General features: G+C 64.9%; 8 protein-coding genes and 1 pseudogene. 1 reads left to right on the forward strand and 8 read right to left on the reverse strand.

Annotated elements, in window-relative coordinates:
• Positions 1-335: 335 nt before the first annotated feature.
• From J8I87_RS13510 to J8I87_RS13540, 7 genes are all read right to left on the reverse strand, one after another.
• Positions 336-887, reverse strand: coding sequence for a PilN domain-containing protein (locus tag J8I87_RS13510; protein ID WP_209931960.1), 552 nt, complete (start codon positions 885-887; stop codon positions 336-338).
• On the reverse strand, positions 884-1,759 hold the full coding sequence (locus J8I87_RS13515; protein WP_209931961.1) for a hypothetical protein: 876 nt from the start codon (positions 1,757-1,759) through the stop codon (positions 884-886). The genes J8I87_RS13510 and J8I87_RS13515 overlap by 4 nt, the downstream gene beginning before the upstream one ends.
• Entirely contained in the window at positions 1,752-3,440 is a 1,689-nt protein-coding gene (locus tag J8I87_RS13520; protein WP_209931962.1) for a GspE/PulE family protein, read from the reverse strand. The genes J8I87_RS13515 and J8I87_RS13520 overlap by 8 nt, the downstream gene beginning before the upstream one ends.
• Positions 3,437-4,624 carry a type II secretion system F family protein gene (locus J8I87_RS13525; protein WP_209931963.1) on the reverse strand — a complete coding sequence of 396 codons (1,188 nt, stop codon included), beginning with the start codon at positions 4,622-4,624 and terminating at the stop codon, positions 3,437-3,439. The genes J8I87_RS13520 and J8I87_RS13525 overlap by 4 nt, the downstream gene beginning before the upstream one ends.
• A 74-nt stretch (positions 4,625-4,698) precedes the next feature.
• On the reverse strand, positions 4,699-5,133 hold the full coding sequence (gene gspG, locus J8I87_RS13530; RefSeq protein WP_209931964.1) for a type II secretion system major pseudopilin GspG: 435 nt from the start codon (positions 5,131-5,133) through the stop codon (positions 4,699-4,701).
• A gap of 80 nt (positions 5,134-5,213) precedes the next feature.
• Positions 5,214-13,814 carry a discoidin domain-containing protein gene (locus J8I87_RS13535; RefSeq protein ID WP_209931965.1) on the reverse strand — a complete coding sequence of 2,867 codons (8,601 nt, stop codon included), beginning with the start codon at positions 13,812-13,814 and terminating at the stop codon, positions 5,214-5,216.
• Between the two features lie 663 nt (positions 13,815-14,477).
• Complete coding sequence (locus tag J8I87_RS13540) at positions 14,478-14,798, reverse strand: hypothetical protein (protein WP_209932053.1); 321 nt, start codon at positions 14,796-14,798, stop codon at positions 14,478-14,480.
• A 377-nt stretch (positions 14,799-15,175) separates the two neighbouring features.
• On the opposite strand from J8I87_RS13540, the gene J8I87_RS13545 reads away from it, so the two are divergent.
• A complete protein-coding gene (locus J8I87_RS13545; RefSeq protein ID WP_209931966.1) occupies positions 15,176-15,970 on the forward strand; it encodes a DUF899 domain-containing protein in 795 nt (264 codons plus the stop codon).
• A 58-nt stretch (positions 15,971-16,028) separates the two neighbouring features.
• Here the strand turns inward: J8I87_RS13545 and J8I87_RS44705 are convergent.
• A pseudogene (locus J8I87_RS44705) lies at positions 16,029-16,142 on the reverse strand (hypothetical protein); the annotation flags it as partial.
• Positions 16,143-16,301 lie beyond the last annotated feature (159 nt).

The raw sequence follows: 16,301 nt of genomic DNA on the forward strand, positions 1-16,301 counted from the left end.
ATCGAACAAACGCGCGACGATCCCGTCGGTGTGCGCGCCGTCGCCTAGCGCCGCGTAAAACATGGCCAGCCGCTGGGACGCCAGCGCCGGCGCGGACACGGCAGGCTTCGGCACGGGCATCGAACGCGCATGCGCGACGGCGCGCGCGCGCTGATCGACGCGCGCCGATAGGCCCGGCAGCAACACGGCCCACAGCAGCGCGGCCCCGAGCAGAAGCGCACCGGCGATCAACGCGCCCGTGCCGAATCGCGCGAACGCAAGACGGACCCTCAACAGGCCCCGCGTGACACTCGGACCCAGGCTCGGACCCAGACTCGGACTCATACCCGGCATCTTCACGATCCCGTCCCCCGCCACTGCACGTCTACATCGAAGCGGATCACGCTATCCTGGCCGTCCTTCGTGACCTCGTGCTTGACCAGATTGACCGCGCCGAACAGCGGCTGCCGCTCGAGCGACGTCAGATAGTCGAGCATGTCCTTGCTGCCGCCGCACTCGGCTTCGATTCGGATCAGCGCGCGGCCAGGCTCGGGCGTGATCGACAGCAGCGCGACCTGCGATGGCGTCGCGGCTTCGAGCGCATCGAGCAAAGCATCCCAGGGCAGATTGAGCCGCATCACAGCGGCGTTGACGGCCGCGCCCTGCTTCGCATCGACCGGCTCGCTTTTCACGCTCGTCGATGCACGCATCGCTCGCTCCGCACGCGCCGCGATCCGCTGCGCCTCACGGTCCAGCGCGTCGAGCCGCGTGAGGCGCTCGTGCACGCGAAGACCGGCGAGCACGCACAGCAGCAATCCCGCCACCGCGAGCACGCGCGCGAGCGGACGTATCCGATGAAGCTCGCGCCGCATGCTGAACGGGGCGAGGTCGAGCGACAGGCGTTTCATGAAGCAGCGCCGCTCCGTCCAAAGCGCGAGAGGAACGATGCGCTCCCGTCTTTGAATGAGCGCGGCCGCGAGCCGGATTCGCGCCACAGCACCTTCATGCCCGCTTCGCCGGACGACGCGGCCTCCTGCCAGGCCGGCATCTGCGGACCATGAACATGCAGCGCGGCAGGCGCGGCCACGTTATCGAGCAGCGCCGTGCGCGCGACGGATTCGCGCAGCCACGTCAACGGCGGATTCGGCTCCGGCAGCATCAACGTACGCACGCTCGCGAGACGCGGCTTCGACGTATCGGCGACGAGGCCGAGCGTCAGCGCGCTATCACTCAGCGTCGCGAGCCATGCATTCGCGCCGATCTGCTTGCGCGAACGGTTCCACGCGCTGACGAAATTGGGCGTCACGGATACGAGGCACCCGCCGCGCTGTTTCACTGCGATTTGCAATGCCGCCGACACGCGGCGCAACACCGCGCATCCGAGAAACGGCTCGGCCGCTTGCCAGTCGGCGGCCACTTGCCACGCCGACGCGGCGTCGCCATAGAGCGTCTGGAAGCGCAGTTCGACGGCAGCGCGCAGGTCCTGCATCCGTGCGCCGTTGGCGGGCGGCGTCACGATGAAATAGCGCACGAGGTCGTCGGCGAGCGTCGCGTGGACGGGCAATCCGTTGCAGCCCGCTTCATCGAGTGCGGCGGCAAGCTGCGCGGCGAACATATCGGCGGCCGCGTCATGGTGCCCGTCCAGCCCTGCAAGCTTTCGCTCGACGACGACGGGCGCCGCCTTGCGCGAAGCGCCCACGCGCCGCACCGAGACGGCGTCGCGCGACAACACGAGCCCGCAGTGTCCGCGCGGCCTTAGACGCCTGAACAGATCACGCATTGAGGGTCACCCGCTTGACTTCGGCCAGCGTGGTCTCGCCGCGCCTGACGAGACCCAGCGCGACCTCGCGTAGCTGGCGCGTGCCGTTCTTGCGCGCGGCCTCCTTGATGACGCGGATCGGCTGCTTTTCGACCACCATGTCGCGGATCTCGTCGTCGAGAATCAGGATTTCCGCGATTGCGCGCCGCCCGCGATACCCCGTGCCACGGCAGTCGCCGCAGCCGGTGCCCTGGCGAAACGCGAACTCGGCGACATCGGCGCGGCTGAGTCCGAGCCGCGCCAGCTCCGCATCGCCAGGAACATACGGCGCGGCGCAATGCGTGCAGTTCACGCGCAACAGACGTTGCGCCCAGATGCCGTTCAGCGCCGACACGAATGCATACGGATCGATGCCCATGTGACTGAAGCGGCCGAATACGTCGAACACGTTGTTCGCGTGCACGGTCGTCAGCACGAGGTGGCCTGTCAGCGCGGATTGCACGGCGATCTCCGCCGTTTCGCGGTCGCGGATCTCGCCCACCATGATCTTGTCCGGGTCGTGCCGGAGGATCGAACGCAAGCCTCGGGCAAATGTGAGCCCCTTCTTCTCGTTGACGGGAATCTGCAGGATGCCCGGCAACTGATATTCGACAGGGTCTTCGATCGTGATGATCTTGTCGCGCCCGTTGTGTATCTCCGTCAGCGCGGCATAGAGCGTCGTCGTCTTGCCCGAGCCCGTGGGGCCCGTCACGAGCAGCATGCCGTAGGGCTCTTCGGCGAGCGAACGCAGCGCGACCAGCGACTCGCTGTCGTAGCCGAGCGCTTCGAGCGTGAGCGAACCGTAGGCCTCGATCATCGCGCGCTTGTCGAGAATCCGGATCACGGCATCCTCGCCGTGAATGCTCGGCATGATCGACACGCGCAGATCGATATCGCGTCCGCCCGCCGCCACGCGAAAGCTCCCGTCCTGCGGCACGCGCCGCTCGGCGATGTCGAGTTCCGCGAGCACCTTGAGGCGCGATATCACCTGCTCCGCCGTCTCGACGCCATGCAGCGTCGCCGCCGCGTCGAGCACGCCGTCCACGCGGTACTTCAATGCGAGCCCCGTGGCCGTGCTTTCGAGGTGAATATCGGAAGCCCCCCCCTTGAGCGCGTCATAGAGCGTCGAATTGACGAGCTTCACGGCGGGGCTCGCGGCCTCGCTGACCGACTGGAACGACAGCACCTGCGCGGAGCGCGCGTCGGACTGCGCTTCGCCGCCCTCCGTCACGAGGCTGTCGATCGCGCGCGCCGACTCTTCCATCCGCGTGTGATACGCCTGCAGATCGGAAGGCAGCGCGAGCCTCACATCGATCACGCCACCCGCCTGAGCCGCGAGCCAGGTTTGCAGATCGAGATCGAATGGGCTCGTCACCACGCCGATCAGCGCGCCGCCGTCGCCGCGCAGCAACGCGCAGCGCCGCTGCATCGCGCGCGTGAGCGGCACGCGGTCGAACGCGGGCTTGAGCGCGAGCATGTCGGCCGTCTCGATGACCTGCATCGCGAGCCGCTGCGCGAGCGACTGCAACAACTGGCGCGGTTCGATGCCCGTCAGCGTTTCGAGTTCGTCGATGATATGGCGCTGGGTCGCGGCTGCCTGCGCACGCGCGCGCGTCAGCGTATCGGCGTCGAACATCGGCTCGATCGTGTCTCGCATCGTCATGACAGGCTTTCCGCGAGATCGAAGATCGGCATGTACAGCAGCACGACGATCGTGCCGACGACGACACCGATCGCCGACATCAGAAGCGGCTCGAACATCCGCGTGAAGCGGTCGATCCAGCGGCTGATCTCGCCGTCATAGAACGCCGCCGACTGCGTGAGCATCGCGCCCATTTCGCCCGAGCGCTCGCCGACGCGCAGCATCCGCAATGAGATCGGCGTGGTGAGCGCCTGCGCCTGAAACGCGCCGGACAACGGCTCGCCGGACTGCACGGCGGCGCGCGCGCGCATCAGCGCTTCGCGCAATGCCGGCGAAACCGTGCCGCCCGCCGTTTCCATCGCGGCGACGATGGGGATGCCGCCTTCGAGCAGCATCCCGAGTGTCAGGTAGAGGCGCGACAACTGATAGATGCGCAGATGCGGGCCGAGCATCGGCACGCGTGCGAGCAGCGTCACGAGACCGACCCTCGCAATGGCCGCGCGCATCGCCATGCCGGCGGAAATGGCGGCAACGAGCGCGCCCGCGAGCAACGGCAAGCCGTGCGCCGCCGCGAACTTGCCCCAGTCGAGCAGCGCCTGCGACATCCAGGGCAGCGTGCGCCCGGTGCCTTCATAGATCGTCGCGAAGCGCGGCACCACGAACGCAATCAGAAACGCGGACACGCCGCCGCCGACCACGAGCAGGATGCTCGGATAAATCGCGGCGCTGATGAGCTTGTTGCGCACCGTGTCGATGCGCGCCTGGTAGTCGACATAGCGCTGCAGCGCGCGCGGCAGGTCGCTCGTGCCCTCGGCCGCGCGCACGATGCCGACGTATAGCGGCGGAAACACCTCGGGCTGCTCGGCGAGCAGGCTCGAAAAGCGCTTGCCTTCGCGCAGGCCCGCGAGAAGCCGCTCCAGAATGCCGCGCAATCTCGCGCCGCCCTCGCGTTCGAGCAGCGCCTCGAGCCCTTCGACGATCGACAGTCCCGCCATCAGCAGCGCGAGCAGTTCCTGGCTGAACAGCACGAGCGACACGCCGCCGCGCGAGCCGACAGCGGGCCTGAACGTGCGCACAGGGGCAAGCCGCGTCGGATGAAGTCCACGGGCCTCGACTTGCGCGCGCGCGTCGCCCTCGTCCTGCGCGTCGATGACGAGGGCGACGATCTGGTTCTCCGGTGAGAGCGCTCTCACTTCGTATTGCATGGTGCTGTGCTATGTATTGCGGCTGGGCGGAACGTGCGTTGTACGGGCTGGACGCCACGCACGGTCTCCTGGTGTCATTCGCTGCTGACGTCGGAGTCGTCTCCGGTGCCGCCTGGCTGGCCGTCGCGGCCATACGCGATCACCGCGTAGTCGCCCTTCGTGCCCGGCACCTGATACACATACGGATGTCCCCAAGGATCGAGTGGGACTTCCTTCTTCAGATACGGCCCGGCCCACTTGTCCGCGCTCGCCGGCTTGACGACGAGCGCCTGCAAGCCTTCTTCCGCTGCCGGATAGCGGCCCACGTCGAGCCGGAAGTTGTCGATCGCCTTGGTGAGGACGTCGATCTGCGCGCGGGCCACGGTCGCCTGCGACTTGCCCAGTTGCGAGAAATAGCGCGGCCCGACGATGGCCGCGAGCATGCCGATAATGACGAGAACCACCAGCAGTTCGAGCAGCGTGAAGCCCCGCGCGCCACGCCCGTTGATCATCTCTTTCCGATACCGCATCGATACATCCTTGAAAAAGGGGGCGCCCGTCGCTGCGGGCGCCCGTTTCATGTTGCCTGCCACGTTGGCTCAAGCGGACATCACCAGCCGATGCCCATGACGATGTGCTCCGGATTCGGCGCGTAGACCGTCGAACTCGCGTTGGCGACGTCGTCATACGCGAAGCCGTAGGCCAGCCCGCTTACGCCGTGGTCATGCCAGAAGCGCGCGTACTCGTTCGACGGCGATGCCGCGTACCACGCCGACGGCGTGCTCCACTTCGTCACGTCTTCCATCACGTGGCGGTTGAACGCCGCACAGATCTGCGCTTCGATCGCCAGTTCCATCGTGTTGCCCGTCGCGAGCGCGCCGCTGCCTTCGAGAATCGCCTGCGTCGTCGGCTTGCCGACGTTGTAGAGGCCGCCCACATACGCGCCGTTGTTCTGGTTCACCTCCGTGAAGACCAGCTGATCGTTCTGCGCACGCCCGACGAACTTGCGCGCGCCGACCGTCACGACGAGATCATTCGACGCGTAGTGGCTCCACACCTGGTTCACGTACGCATCGAAGTAGTTGCCGTTCGGCTGGCCTGCCGCGAAGCTGCTCTTGGCGGGCGCCATGATCCGGTAGTTCGAGCGCGGCACGGGCTGGAACGCGGCCGACACTTCGTTCGCGTAGGCCGCGAACAGATCGGCGCGGCGCTGCGTGATGCCCGTCTGCTGATGCCACGTGCCGTTCTTGCCGTAGATGTCCTGCGTCAACGGGAAGCCGAACTCGTCGACCTGCGTCGTGTTGATATAGATGCCGCCGTCGTTGTAGGTGAACTCGTACCAGTCGAAGTTGATGTTCAGGTTCGGGTCCGTGCCGTTCTGCGGGTTCGGCCCCGCATAGCCGATGTTGCCGTTGGCATCGTTGAGAATTTTGATGTACAGCGGACTCCCGAGCGACACATAGACACGGCCCGAGAACAACGGCGGCAACTGCATCGTCTTGCTCTGTGCGAGCGTGAAGAAGTAGTTGCTGTAGTTCTGGCCGCCCGACGACAGATGGTTCGGCGCGTCGTTGTCCGAGGCGGACGCGGCCACGATCGTGCCGTCCGGCTTCAGCCACGCGAACTGGCCCGTCGCCGGATCGCGCGCGATCACGGCGACGTACACCTGATCGTCCGGATACGCGCCGTTCGTGTTGTTCACGAGGTCCACGCCGATCACGCCGGGCTTCACCGTGTACTTCGGCACTGTCGTGTTGACGGACAGCGTCGCGTTGTCCGACGTGACCGTGCCGTTCGGACCCGTCACCTTCACGCTATACACCGTGCCGTTATCGGCCGCCGTGGTGGCGGGCGTATCGAAGGTGCGCGCCGTCGCGCCCGCGACGGGCGTGCCGTTGCGCAACCACTGGTACGTGAACGGCCCCGTGCCCGAGATCAGCGCCGCGAAGTGGCCGTTCTGCCCGGCGGGCACCGTCTGTGTCGCCGGCTGCTCGACGAAAGCGGCCTGCGGCTGCGTCGTGCTCGCGTTGTTATATACCTCGAACTCGAACAGCGAGTAGCCGTACGGCGTCGAGCGCTGCACACCCTGCATGCGGATATAGCGCGCCGTCGTGCTCGCGAACGACACGTCTTCGACGCCGCCGTTGCTCGCGTTCTGCGTGTAGACCGTGTTCGACCAGTCGACGTTGTCGTGCGACACCTGGATCTGATAGGCCTTTGCGTGCGCATTCTCCCAACGCAGCATCACGCGGTTGAAGGTCTGCTCGGCACCGAGGTCGATCGTGATCCATGCGTTGTCGAAGAATGCCGACGACCAGCGCGTGTTCTGGTTGCCGTCGACGGCTGCCGAGGGCGGCGTGTTGCCGTTCTCGTCGCCGCTCGACGTCGCCTTGCGGTTCAGCGCGAGATTCACGCTAGCGCCTTGCTGCACGAAGCTCACGCTGATGCTGTGCGCGGCTTCCACATCCGTGAACGTGTACGACGACTGCAGGCCGACGGGCTTCCCATCGACGATCATCGAACCGACGGCATACCCCGCCGCCGGCACGGCCGTGAACGTCTGCGAACTGCCCTGAGGCACGCCCACCTGGCCGGCCGGGCTGATCGCGCCATTGGCGCCCGCGCTTGCCGTGATCGTGAACTTCGGCGTCGCGGCCGAGTTGTAGATCTCGAACTCGAACAGCGAGTAACCGTACGGCGTCGCGCGCTGCACACCCTGCATGCGCACGTAGCGTGCCGTCGTGAACGGCACATTGATCTCCTCGCTGCCGCCTTGACCCGCGCTTTGCGTGGCGATGTTCGACCACGTCGCGTTGTCGTTCGACGCCTGGATCAGATACGCCTTGCCATACGCATTCTCCCAACGCAGCACGACGCGATCGAACGCCTTCGGCTGGCCGAGATCGACGGTCATCCACGCGTTGTCGTTGAAGTCCGACGACCAGCGCGAGCCAGCGTTGCCGTCCACGGCATTGGCGGGCGAATAGCCGGCGTCCTGCGAGCCGCTTGCCGTTGCGTTCATGCCCAGCGCGAGGTTGGAACTCCCCGAACCACCGCCGTTGTTACCACTGCTCGCGGTGACCGTCAGCGTTGCACCTGCGCTCGTCACGCTGCCCGCCGCGTTGCTGACGACGACGCTGTACGTCGCGCCGTTGTCGCCCGCCGTGGTCGGCGGCGTCGTGTAGCTGGGCGTCGTCGTGGTCGCGACAGGCGCGCCGTTTCTCAGCCACTGGTAGCTGAGGGGAGCCGTGCCCGTCGCCGTCACCGCAAACGTCGCGGTGCTGCCCTGGGTCACGCTGATGGAGGCCGGCTGCACGGTGATGGCGGGCGCCACGGCCTTCACCGACAACGTTGCGCTCGCGCTCGTGACGCTGCCCGCCGCGTTGCTGACGACCACGGTGAACTGCGCGCCGTCGTCGCTTACCGTCGTCGGTGGCGTCGTGTAGCTGGGCGACGACGAGGTTGCGACAGCCGTGCCGTTCTTGAGCCACTGATAGCTCAACGGACCCGCGCCGCTCGCCGCCACCGTGAAGGTGGCCGTGTCGCCCGGCGTGACCGTGACGGACGCCGGCTGCGTCGTGATGACGGGCACGACCGGCTGGTTGTAGACCTGGAACTCGAACAGCGAGTAACCGTAGGCCGTGTTGCGCTGCGTGCCGTACATCCGCACATAGCGCGCCGTGACGGCCGGGAACGTGATGTCCTCGATGCCACCCTTGCCGTTCTTCTGGTCATAGGCGACGTGCGACCAGTCCACGCCGTCGTTCGACGTCTGGATCTGATACGCCGTGCCGTACGCGTTCTGCCAGAACAGGATCACGCGGTTGAACGTCCTTGCCGAGCCGAAGTCGAGCTGAATCCACGACGGGTCGACAAAAGCCGACGACCAGCGCGTATTCAGGTTGTTGTCGACAGCAGCCGACGCAGGGTACGCATCGCCTTCGAGACCGCTCGACGTCGCCGTCGAGCCGATCGCGAGGTTCACCGCGGCGGCAGCCGGACCGAACGTTACGTTGATGGTGTGCGCACCCTGCACGTTGTCGAACGTATAGCTGTCGACGATGCCGATGCTCTTGCCGTCGATCTGCACGCCCGTCACGGCCGAACCCGCCGCCGGCGTGAACGTGTAGGCCTGCGTGCCGCCCTGATACACCGACGTGCTGCCGTTCGGCGTGACCGTGCCGCTGCCGCTCGCGGCCGACGTCACCGGGAACTGCGGCGTGTTCGCCGTGTTGTAGACCTCGAACTCGAACAGCGAGTAGCCGTACTGCGTCGCGCGTTGCGTGCCGTACATGCGCACGTAGCGCGCCTGGGTTGCGGCGAAGCGGATGTCCTCGATGCCGCCCTTGCCGTTCGGCTGCGTGAACACGTCCTGCCAGGTCGAGTTGTCCGTGGACACCTGGACCTTGTACTTCACGCCATACGAGTCCTGCCAGCGCAGCACGACGCGATCGACGGTCTGGACCGAGCCCAGGTCGACGGCGATCCACGACGGATCGATGAACGCCGACGACCAGCGCGAACCCGTGTTGCCATCCGTCGCGTTGCCCGGCAGATAGCCCGCGTTTTCATTGCCGCTCGACGTCGTGGCCTTGCCGAGCGCGAGGTTGGCGCCCGGCGGCGGCGGGGGCGGCGGCGGCGTGCCGCCGTTACCGCCATCGTCACCGTTGCCACCATTACCGCCATTACCGCCGTTGCCGCCATTCCCACCCGTTGCGGCGGTGACCGTCAGCGTCGCCGTCGCGCTGGTCACGGTGCCGCCGCCGTTGCTGATCACGACGCTGTAGTTCGCGCCGTTGTCGTTGGCGATGCTCGTCGGGGGCGTCGTGTACGACGGGTTCGTCGTGATGGCCACGACCTGTCCGTTGCGCATCCACTGGAAGCTGAGCGGCCCTGTGCCCGTCACGCCAACCGTGAACTGCGCGCTTTGACCTTCGGGCACCGACACGTTTGCGAGCTGCGTCGTGATCGCAGGCGCCGCAGCCGATGCGCCGGACACACACAGCGCCCAGCCCGGCGTGTTGTTGATGATGCCGGGCCACGACTGCCCCGACGACGCGACCAGATACGCGTCCGTCGAAGCATTCGGCACGGGCGTCGTCGTCCATGTGCTCCACGGCGACGGGAACGCGCACGAAGCGTAGTTCGCGCGAGCGATCGTCAACGCCTCGGCTTGCGTCGGCAGGCGCATGCCCATCGCCGCACAGTATTGCTGCGCGACCGACTGCGTGAACTGCGCGCCCTGGTCAGGGAACGTCGTGTAGTACTGCTGCCAGACGAGACTGCTTACGTTGTCGCGAACGTTGGGCACATACGGCCCGGACGGCAGGCCCGCGATCGTCGACTGCCACGTGCCGGGCTTCGCGCCCAGCAGCGTATAGCGCTCGGTCGCGCTGCCGCACTGCGGTGCATCGACGACCTGGAATTCGAACAGCGAGTAGCCGTACTGCGTCGCGCGCTGCAGACCGAGCATGCGGACATAGCGCGCCGACGTGCTCGGGAAGTAGTGCGTCTCGGTGCCGCCGAAACCCTGCACCGGGCCGCCGAGGACACTTGTCCAGTTCTGGTTGTCGTTCGACACCTGGATGTCGTATTGCGACGCGTACGCGTTCTCCCATACGAGCACGACCTTGTCGAACGTCTGCACGGAGCCCAGATCGATCGCGATCCACGACGGATCGATGCCGGGCGCCGACGACCAGCGCGACGTGACGGAACCGTCGATCGCATATTGAGGCGCGAGGCCGCCGTTCTGCTGGCTGCTCGCCGTCGCCTTGCCGGTCAGCGCCAAGTTCGAGTTGTCCGCGCCGCTCACCGCGAGCGTCGCGGGAGCACTCGTCACGCTGCCCGCGCTGTTGGTGATCGTGACGGTGTATGTGCCCGAATCGGTGCCTTGCGCCTGCGAAATCAGATAGCTCGGCGAGTTCGAACCGATGGGCGAACCATTCTTGCTCCACTGATAGGTCAGCGGCGCAGAACCCGTCGCGATGACGTTGAACGTCACGCTCTGGCCGAACGGAACGCTCTGGCTCGCCGGTTGCGAGACGATCACGGGCGGCGTCGCGACACTGACCGTCAGCGTTGCCGCTGCCGATGTGATCGTGCCTGCGCTGTTCGTGACGACGACGCTATACGACGCCCCACTGTCCGCCGTCTGCATCACGGGCGTGTCGTACACCGGTTGCGTCGCGCCCGCAATCGGCGCGCCGTTCTTCAGCCATTGATAGGTCAGCACGGGCGAGCCGGATGCAAGCACCGTGAATTCCGCGCTTTGTCCGGCCGTGATGTTCTTCGACAGCGGCTGCGTGACGATGGTCGGCGCGGCCGGCTGCACGACGGTCACGCTCGCTGCGCGCGAGCTGACCTTGCCGCTCGCGTTGCTGACGGCGACGCTGTACGTTGCGCCGTTGTCGCTCGCCTGGACCGGCTGCGTCGTGTAGGTGTAGTTGGTCGCTCCCGCGATCGGCGTGCCGTTCTTGAACCACTGATAGCTGATCGGCGACGCGCCCGCCGTCAGCACGGCGAACTGCCCCGTCTGTCCCAGCGTGATCGTCTGATCGGCAGGTTGCGTGAGGATCTGCAACTCCGTCGGCTGCTGCGGACCGACGACGAGGTCGCTGCCATTAAACGTTTGCGCGTCGGTGGCGGGTACGACATTGAACGAGACCGTGCCGCTCCCCAGACCCGGCGATGTCGCCGTCACGGTCACCGTGCCCGTCGTGAACTGCGTACGCACGGCGATCTTCGTCATACCGCCTTCGGCCGACAGATTCGCGTCACCCGGCGCGTGATATCCCTGCGACTGGCTCGCCGTCACGTAATGGTCCGCGCCGCCGCGATACGTGCCGGGACCGCTGACTGCGAACGTCAGCGTCTGGCTCGCGTCGGGCACGAGCACGTTGTTCGCATCGACGACTTGCGCCGTGATGATGGCCGCGTCCGTTCCGTTGGCCGTCACTGCGAAGACATCGCCATTGGGCTTGGTGAGTCGCGGATCGACGGTGAGCCGGATATGGTCGGCAGGGCCCGCCGTCACGAGCTGGTCCGACGCGGCGACCTGGCGGTTCGCATCGAGACATTCGGCGCGCAGCGTGCCGGGTGCCCACGTGACGTTGTCCCAATGCACCTGGCCGGGCAGCAGCGTCGTGTTCTGGGTAAGGTCGGCACTCGGGTCCATGTTCGACGGATTCGGCACCTGCTCGCCGCCGATCTGCTGACCGTTGAGCACGAGCCGCACTGCCGGGCAATTGCTGAACGCGTTGACGCGCACGACGCCCGTGCGATTCCACGTATGCGCGAGCTTGACGACGGGCTTGATCTGGTACGGTGTCCAGACGGCTTCGTAGATGTAGTAGAGCAGACGCGGCAGACGGTTCCAGTCCATCATCGATGCGCCATTGGAGCGCACGTCCACGTCGGCAACGCCATCCGTCTGCCTATTGATTTCGCCCGGCGTATCGGCCAGATACCAATGCGCGATGCCGAACGACTTGCCGGCCACGCTATGCACCCAGTCCTTGATATACGTTGCGGCGTGTGCGATTTCGAAGTCGTACTTCCAGCGGCCGAGGCCGTCGCCCCAGTACTCCGAGCCCCAGGCCGGCGAGTTCGGGAAGGTCTTCTTCACGTTGATGTCGCAGCCCTGGCCGCTACAGCCAAGGATGTCGCCGTTCGCCGCATTCGGCGTGCGGTCGGCCTGCACCCGTGTATTGACCGGGTCCCATGTCTGCGACAGCGCCTTTAGCGATTGCGCGAACCCTGTATCGGTCGCGCCGTTGTCCGCCTCCCACGCAAGCACCGACGGGTGATTCCGATCGTGGACGATCATGTCGCGATGCAGTTCTTTCTTGAGCTGCACGTTATTGGCCGTCGTGCAGCCCGTCGTCACCGCCGACGAGCAGATCAGCGCGAAGCCGTTTTCGCCGTCGCCGCTCGGCTGGATCATCATGATGCCGTAGGCGTCGGCGGCTTCGAGGAAGTCGCGGCCCTGGCTCGAATGGCCGGGGCGATAGAGGCTGCCGCCTGCCTGCGCGAGCAGATACAGATCGCGCCATTGCAGTTCCGCCGGGACGGCCGAGCCGAGTGCCGGATAGTCATAGCGGCCCGACGCGCCCCACAGGTAATGCGGGTGACCGTTGATCACCGGAAAGTTCTGGTCCCACGTGAGCGTGCGAATGCCGAGCGGGGTTTCCTTCGAATCCACGACGACGCCGTTGATGCTCACCGAGTGAATCACGCGGTACATGTACGGGCGGCCATACGTGCTGTTGTTCGGATACCAGAGCGTCGGGTTGGCCACCGTCAGCACCTGGTCGAACAGCGTCGGGTTCAGCGCGCCTGCTCCGTTTGCAGGAAGCGTTTTCGCGTCCTGTGCGCTCGCCACGACGTTGCCGCCGGCGTCGACGATCTGCGTCGTCAGCGTCACCTGCTTATCGGCCGAATATTCGTTGGCGACATTCGTCTGCACGCGGATCGTCGCCGACGTGTCGTTGGCCGAGATCGTCGAGACGTACGTGCCCCACGTATTGAGCACCGCGTAGATGTTCTCCGGGATGTGCACACGATCCGTGATGTGCATCCACACGGGCCGGAAAATGCCCGTGTCGTCCTGCCCGAAACGGAATGCGCCCGCGAAGCTCGGCGACTCGAAGAACTTGTCGCCGCGCGCGACCTTGACGACCAGCACGTTGTCGGTTCCGTCGAATTTCACGTAATTCGTGATATCGACGATGAACGGAATGAAGCCGATCACGTGTGTCGCGTCGGGGTTGATCAGGCTGTTGCCGCGGATGAACTGGCCGTTGATGTAGACCTGCACGCCCGTGTGTGCGCCCTCGAACTCGACGAGGATCTTGCGGCTCGCAAGCGACGAATCAAGCGTGAAGTGCTTGCGATACCAGTTGACGTTGCCCGTCAGTTGGCCCTGGCCGCCGCCCGAAGGCAGGTTGATGAACGTGTCGTTGTCGGAGGGCGTCTGGGGCACGCCGATCGATTGCCAACGCGAGTCGTCGAAAGCCGGCGACATCGAGTTCTGATCGTCGGCGTCCTTGACGTACTTCCAGGGTGTCGCGCCCAGATTGATTTTGATGTGATTGGACGGCGGAAGCTTGTCAGCCGCAGCGACATAAGTCGCGGCAAACATCGACAGAACCCATAGCAATACTAACCAGAGTGCGTGCTTCCCCGCAATTTGCCCAAAGCGATCGCGCATTGTAGTTGTCCTTCTTGTATTTCTCTATGTTTGCTTTGTTTTCGTCCTGAGCAGTGCACTTTTACTTCGGCCCGGCACTACTTAGGATCCCCGTCTTCGTTTTCTGCCCCGCTACATCCAATTCGGCTTTTATTGCTTTCTTCCCGCTTTTCTCAATGCGTCTATTGCAGCGTGCGCCATCCGCAAACGTTTGATCTTCAGATCGAGCTTCTCTCTAAACACCTTACGCCGTGCACTTGCGCTGCAAATCTTGGGCTTTCACGCAGTCGGCGTTGCAACTCTTATTTTCATAGTTACATGCCGTGCTACGGACTCAAATACGCTAGCGAGAGCGATTGCATCGCTCAAGTCAGGTTCATCCGTCGCTTTCGAATCGCAAGAGAAAACTACGGGCTGAACTCTACACCAGGTTTTTTCCCGGTCATATGAAGTTTTTGTGTCTGTGTTGCGTGAACGCCTCGACGGCGAGTACTTGTGGGTCCGCCATTCCCACTCTTTGAGAACTTTCGCGATTCCGCAGCTACGAATTCCCTCTCGACGAGTACTTCAGGCCATCAATTCGATCAATTGACTCTGTCAAGCCGGACAATAGACAAGCTTAATTTTTGCGTCGCGTGTTTGAAGGTCAGGCCACAGCATCCTGGAAATGCTTTTCCGGTCCACTCATTTGTTTAGCCTGCTCGGATAGTGCACGGCGTCCTTGGCGCGCTGCATCCAGCCGGCCGGCGCAGATGCTAGTCGGTCAGACAGCCGATGCGCGTCGCCGTCCTGCAAAGGCATCGCATCGGCCGCATCGGCATGCAAGACGTCGCGCTCGACCGCGAATCGCACATGCAACACGGCGGCGAATGCGCGCTCGAAGGTTGCGGCGTGGTCGTCACCGGGCGTGATCGCCGCAAGCGCCTTTGCGAATCCCGACGCGCCTTCGACGGCCAACCGTTTCGTCAAATCCACGCTCATAGCGGACCCCGCGTCGACGCCCACAGGAGTTCATACTACGCCGAGCGGACTTTCGGGACGATTACGGGGCAGGCGTATCCACGCCGCCGGTCATATGGCTCGCGCTCACAGCGAAAACCTGCATGATCGAAGCCGCATTTCCCGGCATCCAGTTTCAGGCGATATCGCAAGCTCGTCAAAACGCTCGCAACCGTCAGATCAATCCGGTATGGTCCTTGCCCCTATCCCGTCACACGCGGGCGGCGAGCGTGGTCACGCAGCGGCTTCTTCGAAATGCCGCCACACTTGTTACTCCCAACCCATGATGCGCGAGTCCAAACTATCTCTCTGCAAACGTCGAATGCAATCGCGCGTCAATGACGAGCCGCACGCATTCGTCCCAATCAGGAGGTTGCAAAGCCATGACTACATCAGCCGAAAATGGAAGCAAAGGCACACAGCCTGTGATGCACACGCCATCCGTCGTCTCGTCGCAGGAGTGGGAAGCAGCGCGCGCGCAATTGCTCGTGAAGGAAAAGGCGCTGACGCGCGCCCGTGACGCGCTGGCCGCCGAGCGTCGCCGGATGCCCTGGATGGCCGTGACGGCGACGTATGCATTCGAAGGACCTTCAGGCAAGGTCAGCCTGCTCGATCTGTTTGAGGACAGGCATCAACTTATCGTCTACCGCGCCTTTTTCGAGCCTGGCGTGTTCGGCTGGCCCGATCATGCTTGCCGCGGCTGCTCGATGGTGGCCGACCAGGTCGCTCACCTCGCGCATCTGAATGCCCGCGATACGACGCTCGTGTTCGTCTCGCGCGCGCCTCAGGCCGACATCGAGCGGCTGAAGGCGCGAATGGGCTGGACGATGCCGTGGTACACGCTCACGGACAGCTTCGATACCGACTTCGGCGTAGGCGAATGGCACGGCACGAACGTGTTCTACCGCGACGGCGGCCGCGTCTATCGCACCTACTTCATCAACAATCGCGGCGACGAACAGATGGGCGGCACCTGGAATTACCTCGACATCACGCCGTTAGGCCGCCAGGAGCTCTGGGAGGATTCGCCCGAGGGCTACCCTCAGACTCCAACGTATAAATGGTGGAACTGGCACGACAGCTACGTCGCAGACGCGCCGCCCGACAAGAAATGGGTCGAGGTATCGGACGCCGGAGAGGCGGCGTTCCGTAACCAGCCGCCGAAAGACACGCGATGAACCCGCGCCTCCATGACAGACCCGGCGCCGAGCGCACCTTGCTGTGCGCCCCGTCGCACCCGACAAGCCATCGGCAACGCACGCTGCGCGCGCCGCCGTGCGGCCCCGTCAGATGCGCTTCGACGCCATTGTCGGTTTCGGAAAAGCAGTCGAGCGTCACGCCATAACTCACCCGGCCGCCATGTTCGCCGAATGCCGCTTCGAGCAGCCGCTCAGTTTCGTATTACGCGAACGACAGCGACTCATACGGCAAGCCGTGCTCAGGAATGCGCATGCTGCGCGCCGGGAAGATCGCGCCATCGACCCAGGTTTCAACCGTCAGCCACTCGCC

It is taken from the genome of Paraburkholderia sp. LEh10 (genome assembly GCF_017814945.1).
Classification (GTDB): Bacteria; Pseudomonadota; Gammaproteobacteria; order Burkholderiales; family Burkholderiaceae; genus Paraburkholderia.

What these genes read in the sequence shown, in the direction of transcription:
- J8I87_RS13510 (WP_209931960.1), bottom strand. Translation starts at nt 887, where the DNA reads ATGAAACGCCTGTCGCTCGACCTCGCCCCGTTCAGCATGCGGCGCGAG.
- J8I87_RS13515 (WP_209931961.1), bottom strand. Translation starts at nt 1,759, where the DNA reads ATGCGTGATCTGTTCAGGCGTCTAAGGCCGCGCGGACACTGCGGGCTC.
- J8I87_RS13520 (WP_209931962.1), bottom strand. Translation starts at nt 3,440, where the DNA reads ATGACGATGCGAGACACGATCGAGCCGATGTTCGACGCCGATACGCTG.
- J8I87_RS13525 (WP_209931963.1), bottom strand. Translation starts at nt 4,624, where the DNA reads ATGCAATACGAAGTGAGAGCGCTCTCACCGGAGAACCAGATCGTCGCC.
- gspG (WP_209931964.1), bottom strand. Translation starts at nt 5,133, where the DNA reads ATGCGGTATCGGAAAGAGATGATCAACGGGCGTGGCGCGCGGGGCTTC.
- J8I87_RS13535 (WP_209931965.1), bottom strand. Translation starts at nt 13,814, where the DNA reads ATGCGCGATCGCTTTGGGCAAATTGCGGGGAAGCACGCACTCTGGTTA.
- J8I87_RS13545 (WP_209931966.1), top strand. Translation starts at nt 15,176, where the DNA reads ATGACTACATCAGCCGAAAATGGAAGCAAAGGCACACAGCCTGTGATG.